General features: G+C 56.2%; 9 protein-coding genes and 1 riboswitch. Of the genes, 5 read left to right on the forward strand and 4 right to left on the reverse strand.

The features are described from left to right. The first annotated feature begins 34 nt into the window (after positions 1 to 34). Genes ACQG19_RS21085 through ACQG19_RS21095 form a run of 3 tightly spaced genes read left to right on the forward strand, consistent with a single transcriptional unit; the run spans position 35 to position 4,277 of the window. Positions 35 to 2,470, forward strand: coding sequence for a fimbria/pilus outer membrane usher protein (locus ACQG19_RS21085; protein WP_246932630.1), 2,436 nt, complete (start codon positions 35 to 37; stop codon positions 2,468 to 2,470). A 9-nt stretch (positions 2,471 to 2,479) separates the two neighbouring features. Further along, positions 2,480 to 3,235, forward strand: coding sequence for a fimbrial biogenesis chaperone (locus ACQG19_RS21090; RefSeq protein ID WP_222168891.1), 756 nt, complete (start codon positions 2,480 to 2,482; stop codon positions 3,233 to 3,235). Further along, positions 3,219 to 4,277, forward strand: a complete 1,059-nt coding sequence (locus tag ACQG19_RS21095; protein WP_047023586.1) for a type 1 fimbrial protein — start codon at positions 3,219 to 3,221, stop codon at positions 4,275 to 4,277. Before ACQG19_RS21090 ends, ACQG19_RS21095 begins: the two co-directional genes overlap by 17 nt. Before the next feature lie 45 nt (positions 4,278 to 4,322). On the opposite strand, the gene ribB is transcribed toward ACQG19_RS21095, so the two are convergent. After that, complete coding sequence (gene ribB / locus ACQG19_RS21100; RefSeq protein ID WP_008502964.1) at positions 4,323 to 4,976, reverse strand: 3,4-dihydroxy-2-butanone-4-phosphate synthase; 654 nt, start codon at positions 4,974 to 4,976, stop codon at positions 4,323 to 4,325. Between the two features lie 106 nt (positions 4,977 to 5,082). Continuing rightward, a riboswitch (FMN riboswitch) is annotated at positions 5,083 to 5,233 on the reverse strand. A gap of 121 nt (positions 5,234 to 5,354) precedes the next feature. Between ribB and ubiK the strand changes: the two genes are divergently transcribed. Next, a complete protein-coding gene (gene ubiK, locus ACQG19_RS21105) occupies positions 5,355 to 5,651 on the forward strand; it encodes a ubiquinone biosynthesis accessory factor UbiK (RefSeq protein WP_246932593.1) in 297 nt (98 codons plus the stop codon). 74 nt (positions 5,652 to 5,725) lie between these two features. Here the strand turns inward: ubiK and hldE are convergent, their stop codons facing one another. Genes hldE through ACQG19_RS21120 form a run of 3 tightly spaced genes read right to left on the reverse strand, consistent with a single transcriptional unit; the run spans position 5,726 to position 11,375 of the window. Beyond that, positions 5,726 to 7,156 (reverse strand): bifunctional D-glycero-beta-D-manno-heptose-7-phosphate kinase/D-glycero-beta-D-manno-heptose 1-phosphate adenylyltransferase HldE, encoded by a 1,431-nt coding sequence (gene hldE, locus ACQG19_RS21110; RefSeq protein WP_426725984.1) that lies wholly within the window; start codon positions 7,154 to 7,156, stop codon positions 5,726 to 5,728. A 40-nt stretch (positions 7,157 to 7,196) separates the two neighbouring features. After that, positions 7,197 to 10,055, reverse strand: a complete 2,859-nt coding sequence (gene glnE, locus ACQG19_RS21115; protein WP_222168958.1) for a bifunctional [glutamate--ammonia ligase]-adenylyl-L-tyrosine phosphorylase/[glutamate--ammonia-ligase] adenylyltransferase — start codon at positions 10,053 to 10,055, stop codon at positions 7,197 to 7,199. 18 nt (positions 10,056 to 10,073) lie between these two features. Further along, positions 10,074 to 11,375, reverse strand: a complete 1,302-nt coding sequence (locus tag ACQG19_RS21120; protein ID WP_222168890.1) for an inorganic triphosphatase — start codon at positions 11,373 to 11,375, stop codon at positions 10,074 to 10,076. Positions 11,376 to 11,613: 238 nt separating this feature from the next. Here ACQG19_RS21120 and ACQG19_RS21125 point away from each other — a divergent pair, with 238 nt between their 5' ends. Then, positions 11,614 to 12,234: a TIGR04211 family SH3 domain-containing protein gene (locus ACQG19_RS21125; RefSeq protein ID WP_246932594.1), complete on the forward strand. Its 621-nt coding sequence runs from the start codon at positions 11,614 to 11,616 to the stop codon at positions 12,232 to 12,234. Positions 12,235 to 12,271 lie beyond the last annotated feature (37 nt).

The following is a 12,271-nucleotide window of genomic DNA, read 5'->3' on the forward strand; positions in this document are numbered from 1 at the left end:
AGCCATTGCCGTAATTTTATTTGAGAGCTGAATGATGAAATACAGTGCATTTTCGATCATCATTGCTGGCTTTCTTACGCCTCTTCCACTGGCCGCCGTTGAATTTAATATTAACGCTATTGATAAAGATCAGCGCGGCAATGTTGATTTATCCCAGTTCAAAGATAAGAACCACGTTGCGCCGGGTCATTATTTCGTTAACGTTGCAATTAATAATACGCCACTCGCTAGCGGCTGGCAGTTAGCCTGGTATAAAAAAGACGATACAACGGAAGTCTGCATTCCGTCCGATCTGGCGGACACTTTTGGTCTGGACGATAAATACCGCAGCATGCTGACGGTTAACGCGGGCTGTGTCGACTTTTCCCCGCTACCGCAGGTTCGTTTCGAGTTTATTCAGGCGACGCAAACGCTGGAAGTCACCCTACCTCAGGCCTGGCTACAGTACCGTTCCACCAACTGGATGCCGCCCGCGACCTGGGACAACGGTGTCTCTGGCGTGCTGCTGGATTACAATCTGTTTGCCAGCCGCTATCAGCCAGATGAGGGGGCAAGCAGCGATAACGTCAATACCTACGGGACCGCTGGCGCCAACCTGGGCGCCTGGCGACTGCGGGGAGATTATCAGTACGCCCTTAACCGTACGGATGGGAGGTCGCAGAGCGACGGCCGCCTTTCTCGCGCCTACCTTTTTCGTCCTCTGCCTGCACTTGGCTCAAAGTTCACGCTGGGTGAGTCAGATTTTCAGTCGGATATTTTCGACGGATTTTCCTACACCGGAGCCTCACTTATCAGCGACGAGCGCATGCTCCCCTGGTCTCTGCGCGGCTACGCGCCACAAATTTCTGGTATTGCTCAGACGAATGCCACCGTGACCGTCAGCCAGGCGGACAGGATTATCTATCAAACCAAAGTCCCACCGGGCCCTTTCGTCATCCAGGATATCAACCAGTCCGTACAGGGAACGTTGGACGTCACCGTCGCCGAAGAAGACGGTCATACCAGCACCTTTCAGGTTTCTGCTGCCTCTGTGCCTTTCCTGACGCGAAAAGGCCAGGTTCGCTATAAGCTTGCGGGCGGTAAACCCCGTCAGGACAGCTCGCATCAGGTCGAAAACGAGGCCTTTTTAAGCAGCGAATTCTCCTGGGGCGTACTGTCCCAGACCTCCCTGTACGGCGGGATCCTGAACAGCGGTAATGATTACCGCGCGCTGGCGGCAGGTATCGGGCAGAACATGGATATGCTGGGCGCGCTGTCATTTGATGTCACCCAGGCAAGCAGCCAGCACGAGGGGGAAGCAAAGCAGACGGGATACAGTTACCGCATCAACTACAGCAAGCGTTTCGACACCACCGGGAGTCAGCTCACGCTTGCCAGCTACCGCTACTCCGACAGCCGCTTTCTCAGCTATGCCCGCTTTCTTGAAAAAGACCGGGATAACGCGGAAACGGAAAAACAGACGCTAAGCATCACTGCCAGCCAGTACATCCCCGCCCTGTCGCTAAACCTTTACCTTGGTATGCTGCGCCAGACCTGGTGGGACAGAGCCCCCTCCACCACCGGCACACTCACGGCAGGATACAACTTTGACCTTGGTCGCTGGAAAAATCTTGGCGTGACGGCCTCATGGAGCAAAACACATTATCAGGATCAAGGCGATGACACGCAGGTTTACTTCTCTTTAAGCATTCCCCTCGATCCGGATCATCGCCTCAATTACGATCTGAGAAACAGCGACACGACGCGTCAAACGCTCTCCTGGTATGACTCTTCAGACAGTAACAATACCTGGGGGATATCCGCTGGTACCGAGAGCAAAAAAACTGATGCCGGGGCGCAAGTCAGCGCGAATTATCAGCACTATGCCGGGACGGGAGATCTGAACCTGTCCGGAAGCTACAAGGCCCATGACTACCGTTCCGTCAGCGCGAGCTGGAACGGCTCGTTTACCGCAACCGCCCACGGGGCGTCGCTTCATCGCCGGAGCTACGGCAACGAACCGCGCGTGATGGTCAGCACGGAAGGAATCGGCAATATACCGCTGAATATGTCCCGCGATGCCACCAACATGTTTGGTATTGGCGTCCTGCCCGCCTTTTCGAGCTATATGCCCGCCAGCGTACAGGTCAATCTGAATAACCTGCCAGAGGGTGTCGATGTCGATAACCACGTCATTCGCTCCACCTGGACCGAGGGTGCAATCGGTTATCGGCTGATTGCCTCCCGTCAGGGTCAGGATGTTGCCGGGATCGTGCGTACCGCCAGCGGCACGCCGCCTCTCGGCGCCCAGGTGCGCGAGCAGGATTCAGGCAAAGAGGTGGGCATTATCGCCCAGGACGGACATATCTGGCTGGGGGCGGTAAAAGCTGAACAGCACTTTATCGTCACCTGGGGAGACGATCAGCAGTGTCATTTCTCCCTGCCAGCCTCTCTCGACAACACCACGCAGCTGATGCTGCCCTGCCAGTAACTTATCACTATGAAATCATACGTTTATTTAGCAGCACTCCTGTTTTGTGGCTCCGGCGTCTCGCAGGCGGCAATTAACCCGGACAGGACGCGCATCGTCTTTGCCGAAAGCGATAAAGCCAGCAGCCTGACCATTGAAAACCAGAGCAAATCGCTTCCCTACCTTGCCCTCGCCTGGGTGGAGGATCGGGACGGGCGCAAAGAGGACACCCATTTTATGGTCCTGCCGCCTATTCAGCGCATTGAACCCGGCGCCTCGTCACAGGTGCGGATCGTGAAACAGGCCGCGACGCAACAGCTGCCTGAAGATCGGGAAACGCTGTTTTATTTCAATCTGCGTGAAGTGCCGCCCAAAAGCGGGAGCCTGAAAGAGGAGCGCAGCGTCATGCAGGTGGCTATGCAGAGTCGCATAAAGTTGTTCTGGCGGCCGGAAAGCATTCGTAAAAAATCAGGTGAAGAGACGGAAATGCAGCTGTCGGTGACGCTGTCAGGCAAAACCATGCGCCTGAAAAACCCAACGCCCTATTTCATTACGCTGGCGTGGCTGAGCAATAACGGAAAAACCATGATGCCAGGCTTCGACAGCCTGATGATTAGCCCGTTTGCGACCAGTACGCTGACGCTAAGTGAAACAGAAGGAACGGGCTACAGCATAGGTTATATTGATGATTATGGTGCGCTACGCAAGGTCAATTTAACCTGTACCGGGTCAACACCATGCACGCTAACGCCGCGCAAGGCAGGGCAAAATGCGACATCTCGCTAAGCTTTTCCTTTTTATGCTGGTGATGTGTCCCCTTAAGCAGGCGCTGGCGCTGAACTGCTACCTTGGCACACAAAATGGTCCGGTGGAGCAAACCAAAACGGTGTCAGAATTCTCAATTCCCAGCACAGCCAGGGTTGGGCAAAAGATTTGGGAATCCAGCGATATCAAAATCCCCGTGTATTGCGACAGAAATACCGCGTCAAATCATGAGAACGAAGACGTCTTCGCCTGGGTGAACCCTTATCCGTCGGTGTCGGATCCTTACTACGAGCTCGGTGTGACCTACGAGGGTGCAGATTACGATGCCATCGGGCAAACCTACGGCGTGGATACCCGTCAGTGTCTGGACAACAACAGCCTGAGCAAATACACGGCCGAACAGCTAAAAGCGATGGGCTGGGAGAAATACATCTGTTCGGGGAATGCGTGGGATGTACATACCTCACGAACCTTTGCGGCACGCTTCAGGCTGTACGTTAAGCTCAAAGCGATACCGCCTCAGGGCTACGTCAGCACGCTTGGTGATTACATCGTCGTGCAGTTTGACGGCAAAGGCGGCGTAAATGCGCTTCCTGATGCCAAAAACCTCAAATACCACATTAACGGGCTGGAAAACATCAGGGTACTGGACTGCGGAGCGACGTTCAGTATTTACCCTGAAAATCAGGAGATCGACTTTGGCACCTTCAGCGCACGTGACATCGTCAATCAGGGCACGCGTACGCGAACGTTCTCGGTTAAAACCAGTAAAGTACAGGATGCGCAGTGTTCAGACGGATTTAAGATCGACTCGTCGTTCTATACCGATAGCGAGCTGACGGCCAGTGATACGGCGTTGCTGATTGGTAATGGCCTGAAGCTGCGCATTCTTAACGGCACACAGCCCTACACCTTCAATCAGTATGATGAGTACGCTGATTTTACCGGTTCGGTGCTGCATTTCGAGACCACGTACACCGCTGAGCTTTCACGTGCAGAGGGAAAGGGTATCGATTCTGGTCCGTTTGAAACGGTCGTGCTGTTTAAAATTAACTACCACTAGAGACAAAAAAGCCGGGTTTCCCCGGCTTTCTCATTTATGCACCGTTCAGCTGGCTTTACGCTCGTGCGCCTGACGGTACTCGATCAGATCTTCAATCGTCACCACCGGCATGTTGTGCAGGCGTGCAAAGGTGATGCACTCTGGTGCGCGCGCCATGGTGCCGTCATCGTTGGTCAGTTCACACAGTACGCCCGCAGGTTTGAAGCCTGCCAGCGTCACCAGATCGATGGTCGCTTCAGTGTGGCCACCACGGGTCAGCACACCGCCCGCCTGCGCACGCAGCGGGAAGACGTGGCCAGGACGGTGCAGGTCGGATGGCTTGGCGTCATCGGCAATTGCTGCACGGACAGTAGTCAGACGGTCAGCCGCGGAGACACCGGTAGTCACACCATGCGCGGCTTCGATGGTCACGGTAAAGCCGGTACCAAAGGCGCTGGTGTTGTTTTCGACCATCATCGGCAGCTCGAGCTGCTTACGGCGGTCTTCGGTAATACACAGGCATACGATGCCGCTGCCGTGACGGATGGTCAGCGCCATCTGCTCAACGGTCATGTTTTCGGCGGCGAAAATCATGTCGCCTTCGTTTTCACGGTTTTCATCGTCAAGCACCATCACGCCGCGGCCTTCGCGCAGGGCATCCAGTGCATGTTCAACACGTTGAGTTGAAGTGCCAAAAGAGGAAAGTAGCGTCTGATTCATGGTAAAAAAACCTCATTAACATTATGGTTACCAGAATCAGGGCAGTCTTAGGAGCGCCGTATAAGCGGCAAAAAGATAACGTGAGCGGGCCCATGCCCGACTGGATCGTTACTCTCTCCCATCCGGACTTTAACCGTCGGCCCCGGAATTACACCGGATCTGCTGACCTTTGAGAGTTCACCCAAAGCGCTCGCGGGCTTTCAGCATGACGCTGATTTACCGCCGGTGGGGAATTTCGCCCCGCCCTGAGAATAAGCGAGATAACTATAACGCTATTGATTAACCTGGGCAATGCATAAGCTTCAAACAAATCTGCTTTATCCTGGAGCATGACGCGCTACAATGTTCATCAACACCGTCTTATCAAGGGAAGCCACTATGATTGACCCGAAGAAAATTGAGCAAATTGCGCGTCAGGTTCATGAGTCCATGCCAAAAGGTATTCGTGAATTTGGTGATGACGTTGAGAAGAAAATCCGCCAGACGCTGCAGGCGCAGTTGGTTCGCCTTGATTTAGTGAGCCGCGAAGAGTTTGACGTGCAGACACATGTTCTGCTGCGCACCCGTGAAAAGCTGGCGCTGCTGGAACAGCGTCTTACCGAGCTGGAAAACCGCAATACCCCGGAAGAAGTGAAGCCGGCACCAGCGATACCGCCGGTGGATGACCAGGCCTAAGTGCGGCCTGATGCCCTCACCCCAGCCCTCTCCCACGGGGAGAGGGTGAAATAACGGGCCAACTGGCCCGTTTTTTACTGACTGTCTTTCTGGATCTTTTTGATGATGTTGGTGGTTGAACACCCGTCCTCAAAGTTGAGCACCATCACTTCACCGCCGTTGGCCCAGACCTCTTCGCTGCCCGCAATTTGCTCCGGTTTGTAATCGCCGCCTTTTACCAGCAGGTCAGGCAGAATGCCTGCAATCAGACGCTGAGGCGTATCTTCTTCAAACGGCACAACCCAGTCCACCGCTTCCAGCGCGCCGAGCACAATCATACGCTGCTCCAGTGGGTTCACCGGACGCGTTTCGCCCTTCAGACGTTTGGTCGAGGCATCGCTGTTCACCGCCACAATCAGACGATCGCCCAGCTTGCGTGCATTCGCCAGATAAGAGACATGGCCCGCGTGCAGAATGTCGAATACGCCGTTGGTCATCACCACTTTCTCACCGCGTTTACGCGCGGCGGCAACGGCCACTTTCAGCTCTTCTTCCGTCATGACGCCAAAACCGGTATCGGCGCGGCCGCGCACAGCGTTTTCCAGTTCGATTGGCGAAACGGTAGAGGTCCCGAGTTTACCGACAACCACGCCCGCCGCGGCGTTCGCAAAGTAGCACGCTTCTTCGAGGGAGTTACCCGCCGCCAGCGTTGCCGCCAGCACGCCAATCACCGTATCACCGGCACCGGTCACGTCATACACTTCCTGCGCCTGGGTTGGCATATGCAGCGGCGCCTTGCCCGGCTGTAGCAGCGTCATCCCCTGCTCGGAGCGGGTCACCAGCAGTGCAGACAGCTCGAAGTCAGCGATGATCTTCATGCCGCGCTCGACGATCTCCGCTTCCGACTTGCACTTGCCCGCCACCGCTTCAAACTCAGAGAGATTAGGCGTCAGCAGCGTTGCGCCGCGATAGCGCTCAAAGTCAGTGCCTTTCGGATCGATCAGTACCGGCACATTGGCTTTACGCGCCAGCTGGATCATCTGTTGTACGCTTGCCAGTGCCCCTTTGGCGTAATCCGAAAGTACCAGCGCGCCGATATTGCCCAGCGCCTGATTAATGCGCTCGTGCAGCGACTCAGGATCCACACCCTCAAACCCTTCTTCAAAGTCGAGGCGGATCAGCTGCTGGTTACGCGACAACACGCGCAGCTTGGTAATGGTCGGGTGCGTCGGAACAGAAACGAAATCGCACTTCACGTTCACGTCCGCCAGCGACTTGCTCAGCGCACGCGCCGCATCGTCGATACCGGTGAGGCCCACCAGACGCGAATGCGCGCCCAGAGAAGCAATGTTCATCGCCACGTTTGCCGCGCCGCCAGGACGCTCTTCAATGGTATCGACCTTAACGACCGGTACCGGTGCTTCCGGGGAGATACGGCTGGTCGGCCCATACCAGTAGCGATCCAGCATCACATCGCCGACAACCATAACTCCAGCACGTTCAAACTCTGGCAGTGTTACTTTCATTCCTGACTCCAGAAAGATTCACAATTTGCGCGCGATGATATCACACTTGTTTTGTTACGCACGGTTCCACCAGCCACTTCTGCCAGCTCGCTTTTACCTGGTCGCGTTCACGGGTAAAGCAGTCGAGCGCCACGTGGCCCGGCTGTTCCTGCAAGGCGAGGTGGTGCAACTCATCGCGCAGCGTGGTGTAGGCGCGGGTTAAGGCCTGCGCCTCCTGCTCATCCATGATGTCGTTTTGCGCAAGCAGCTCCAGAATGCGCACATTATCCGACCAGCGGGTCAGCTTCGGCTTGTCATGCGCGTGCAGGAGCACCAGATACTGGGTGATAAACTCAATGTCGGTAATGCCACCCTCATCGGCTTTAATATCAAACCGATCGCGGTGTTTATTGCCCAGATGCGCACGCATTTTTTCACGCATTTCGCGCACTTCGGTCTGCAACTTACTGCCCTCACGCGGGGTGGTCATCACCGCTTTACGAATGGCATCAAACTGCGTTTTTAACTGCGGATCGCCATACACCACGCGGGCGCGCACCAGAGCCTGATGCTCCCACGTCCAGGCTTCGTTTTTCTGATAATCGGCGAAGGATTCCGTTGAGGTCACCAGCATGCCAGCCGCGCCGGACGGGCGCAGACGGGCATCCACTTCGTACAGAATGCCCGATGACGTGCGGGTGCTGAACAGGTGCATAATGCGCTGGGCCAGACGCAGATAGAACTGGCGCCCGTCAATTTCTCGCTCGCCGTCGGTCATCACGTCGGCCGGACAGTCGTGCAGGAAGATTAAATCCAGATCGGAGCTGTATCCCAGCTCCCACCCGCCGAGCTTACCGTAGCCCACCACGGCAAAACCGCGGCCTTCTCGTTCAGCAAGATGCTTCGGCTGGCCGTAACGCGCCACCATCTGGATCCATGCCTGGTGCACCACCGCATCGATGATCGCTTCCGCAAGCCAGGTTAAGTGATCGCTCACTTTCATTACCGGCAGCGTACCGGCAATATCTGCCGCCGCCACGCGCAGCATCTGGGCCTGTTTGAACTGACGCAGCGCCTCAAGCTGCTGCTCTTCATCTTCTTCCGGCACGCGTAGCAGATACTGGCGCAACTCATCGCGGTAGGCATCGGTCGCCGTCGGCTGATAGAGGGTATTGGGATCGAGCAATTCATCCAGCAGCAGCGGATAACGCGCCAGCTTGTTGGCCACCATCGGTGACGCCGCGCAGAGCGTAATCAGGTGCTTCAGCGCCCCCGGGAATTCGCTCAGCAGTTCAAGATAGGTGGTACGCGTAATAATGCCGCTCAGCAGCGGCATCATGCGGGAAAGCGGCACCGGGGCGTCGGCACGGGAACAGACATCGCTCAGCAGGTGCGGCATCAGGTGATCCAGCACCTGGCGACCACGCGGACCAATGGCACGCTTGTTGAGTTCGAGGCGGAAATCGGCGATCAGCGCCACCACCCGATGGCGATCGTCGTCGCTCAGGTGCGCCAGCACGGGCGTGGTGTCATCTTCCTGCAGGGCATCCTGCCACAGTTCACGCCAGTGTTCAGAGAGCGTATCGTCCTGCGATTCGCTTTCATCATCGCCAATCAGCTCGTTAAAGATACGGCGCACGCCTGCCATATGCGCCTCCAGCCGTTCGGTCAATGCGGCCCAGTCGTCCACGCGCATACCCCAGGCCAGACGCGCCCGGTTCAGGTCATCCCCCGGCAGGGTCTGGGTTTGCTCGTCATTGATGCTTTGCAGCAGGTTTTCCAGACGACGCAGAAACAGGTATGCCTCACGCAGGGTTTGCGCGTCCCCCTCTGGCAGGAGATGGAGTTGCTCAATCGCCGACAGCGTCGGGAGCAACGAGCGGGATTGCAACGACGGCTCGCGACCACCGCGGATAAGCTGGAAGACCTGGACAATAAACTCGATTTCACGAATGCCACCCGCGCCGAGCTTAATGTTATCTTTCAGCCCACGACGGCGTACCTCACGGGCGATCATCCCTTTCATGTTACGCAGGGACTGGATCACGCTGAAGTCGATATAGCGACGGAACACAAACGGACGCAGCATGGCGCGTAGTTCGTTGGCGTAAGCGTCGTCGCTGTCACCCATGATCCGCGCTTTGACCATCGCGTAACGCTCCCAGTCGCGCCCCTGCTCCTGGTAGTAATCTTCCAGCGCCGCAAAGCTCAGCACCAGTGGGCCGCTGTCGCCAAACGGACGCAAACGCATATCCACGCGATAGACAAAACCGTCTTGCGTCGGCTGATCCAGCGCCTTGATCAGACGCTGGCCAAGACGGGTGAAGAACTGGGCATTGTCCAGTTCACGACGGCCTCCGCGCGTGGAGCCGTTCTCCGGCCAGGCAAAAATCAGGTCGATATCGGAGGAGAAGTTCAGCTCGCAGCCACCCAGCTTGCCCATCCCCAGAATCAACAGCGGCTGAGGAACCCCTTCCTCGCTGCACGGCGTGCCCCACTCTTTACAGCAGGCGGCGTAAAGCCAGTCTCGCGCAGCGACAATCAGCGTCTGCGCCAGCTCGCTCAACTGCTGGAGCGTGCACTCTTCACTGACCAGCTCAAGTGCCTGCGCCCAGGCAATGCGCACCATCACCCGGCGGCGAAACTGGCGTAAAACGCGCATCAGCGTGGCTTCATCCGCCACCTCAGCCAGCGCGCTTTGCAGCCAGCCTGCATAATGCCGCCACTCGTCAGCCTGCGGCGGGGCGTTTTCAAGCTCCACCAGCCAGTCCGGGTTAGCAGTAATACTTTCCTGCACAAAATCACTGAACGTGAGCACGCAATTTGCCTGCTCGCTTAACGATGACGCCGGTAATGACTCAGGCAGACGTTCGCAAACGGTCTGCCACTGCTGCTGTAACTGCGAAGAAAGCGGCATTATAGGGGTTCCTTGCCAGAGTTAACGTTTTCCGCTGTGCAGCCAGAATGGCTCCTGCGAAATGGCCTCGTTGCGGAAATGCTCAATCTCAATATGCTGACGGGTTTCGATGGCATGTTTCAGCCCCTGCCAGTTTTCCAGCCATGCCTGCGTTTTGACGTCATCATAGGCACCCGACAGCAGTAGCATGCAGTCGATGTTGCGCGTCAGACGGATCAGCTGGTCGCCGTACTGGTCACCCAGCGGATAAGCAAAGGTGGTTTTCAGCTCTGCGGCATGGCGGGAGAGGTGGATATCTGCGAAACGTTTGAAGTTTTCTGCGATTTTGGTCTGGGCTTTCGCGTCCAGGAAAGTGCGCCAGCCGCGCGTCACCAGAAACTCGGTCAGCGCCAGTTTGGCGGCCGCGGTTTGCGGGCTGTAGATCGCCGTTTGCGCAGACACATCAGAGAGCATCAGCGTTTCAGTTTGCGTCAGCAGATCGCGTAAGTGAGCACTTGCTTTGCGAGGCACGATGCCGCCAAACAGCATCAGAGTATGACGAACCAGACCGATGGCGGCCAGGACGTAGGCTTTTGCGTTTTTCACATTACGCACCCAGAGCTCTTCGTGGTACTGCCACTGCGAAAGCGCCAGCTCCAGAGCCGCCTCCATGCCCTGCTCAACGCTGGCTTTCGGGGCTACGCGTAACACAGGGGTCTCTTTCAGCGCCCGTGGCGCATTCCCGGCGGCCAGATGATAGCCGCGGGCGGCTTTGCTGAGGCTGCCCTGACGCAAGCCTGACTGACTCACTAGCTTACGCGCCAGCTTCAGCACATCGTTCGTCTCGCCTTCCAGCAGTTCAAGCTCCAGTTCGCAAATTGGCTCCTGGTATTCCCCCGCTTTCACCTCGCCCAAATCAAGGGCGATTTCAATGCGGCTTTTGCCTTCCGTTACCAGCCATTTCTCGCGCCAGAAATCGGTGCTGAACAGCGGCTGCACCTCTGCTGCCAGGGTGGATGGCAGTTCGCCGTTTGGCCACACTTCTGCCGGAAAACGTTCCAGCTCAAGTTCTGGCTGATTGATGTCGATATTGTATTCGGGGCGCTGATGCAAACCGCCCACAACGCGACCGGCGATTTTCATCGTCATCTCGTAGCGCCCGTTCGCGCCGCGGATGCGCAAGCCCATATCATGACGACGCAGCCAGTTGTCCGGCGTTTCGTAATAGATATTGAGCAGCTGTACGGGTTCATGGTGTTCGCCGGACAGCGTTTGCAGATGCTGGCGGAGCGCGTCAACGCTGTCTTTTTCGACGATAAACTTTAATTCGATCTCTTGTGCCATAGCCTTGTACTTTTGCGTGCGTCACAGACGCGTCGATGAAGGCGAACTTCCTCGCCATTTGTTTGTCAGTACATAGTATTTTGCGCCAAATTGCCACGCAATGAGCAATTTGACGGGCGTAAAAAGTTTGCAGCGGCGGCGATCGGGACACAGATGATTCTGATTGATGACGAATCCTTTGCGTAGAGACACTGATGCCACTACTATCGTTCCACTATTTATGAAAATAACGACTGATATGCTTAAATTACGCCTGATTGGACTTACTTTACTCGCTTTTAGCGCCGCGGCTGCGGTCCACGCTGAAGAAAAGCGTTACGTTTCTGACGAACTGAACACCTGGGTACGTAGCGGCCCCGGAGATAATTATCGCCTCGTGGGTACGGTAAATGCCGGCGAGGAAGTCACCCTGTTACAGACCAACACCGAGACCAATTATGGTCAGGTTCGCGACAGTTCCGGCCGTACCTCCTGGATCCCACTGAAAGAGCTGAGCACCGTGCCAAGCCTGCGCACCCGCGTGCCGGATCTGGAAAACCAGGTGAAAACCCTCACCGACAAGCTGAACAACATTGACGGTACCTGGAACCAGCGCACCGCTGAAATGCAGCAGAAAGTCGCGCAGAGCGACAGCGTGATTAACGGTCTGAAAGAAGAGAACCAGAAACTGAAAAATGAGCTGATTGTGGCGCAGAAGAAGGTGAATGCCGCTAATCTGCAGCTCGATGACAAACAGCGCACCATCATCATGCAGTGGTTTATGTATGGCGGCGGCGTGCTGGGTGTCGGCCTGGTGCTGGGTCTTGTTCTGCCACACCTGATCCCAAGCCGTAAACGTAAAGACCGCTGGATGAACTAATTCGTCTTCTCTGCCAGACTTACGTATTATCTTGCCA

Source organism: Enterobacter cloacae complex sp. 277I4 (assembly GCF_050031465.1).
Classification (GTDB): domain Bacteria; phylum Pseudomonadota; class Gammaproteobacteria; order Enterobacterales; family Enterobacteriaceae; genus Enterobacter; species Enterobacter cloacae.

Coding starts and splice junctions, on each gene's coding strand:
- ubiK (WP_246932593.1), top strand. CDS start 5,355: ATGATTGACCCGAAGAAAATTGAGCAAATTGCGCGTCAGGTTCATGAG.
- ACQG19_RS21095 (WP_047023586.1), top strand. CDS start 3,219: ATGCGACATCTCGCTAAGCTTTTCCTTTTTATGCTGGTGATGTGTCCC.
- ribB (WP_008502964.1), bottom strand. CDS start 4,976: ATGAATCAGACGCTACTTTCCTCTTTTGGCACTTCAACTCAACGTGTT.
- ACQG19_RS21125 (WP_246932594.1), top strand. CDS start 11,614: ATGCTTAAATTACGCCTGATTGGACTTACTTTACTCGCTTTTAGCGCC.
- ACQG19_RS21120 (WP_222168890.1), bottom strand. CDS start 11,375: ATGGCACAAGAGATCGAATTAAAGTTTATCGTCGAAAAAGACAGCGTT.
- ACQG19_RS21085 (WP_246932630.1), top strand. CDS start 35: ATGAAATACAGTGCATTTTCGATCATCATTGCTGGCTTTCTTACGCCT.
- hldE (WP_426725984.1), bottom strand. CDS start 7,156: ATGAAAGTAACACTGCCAGAGTTTGAACGTGCTGGAGTTATGGTTGTC.
- ACQG19_RS21090 (WP_222168891.1), top strand. CDS start 2,480: ATGAAATCATACGTTTATTTAGCAGCACTCCTGTTTTGTGGCTCCGGC.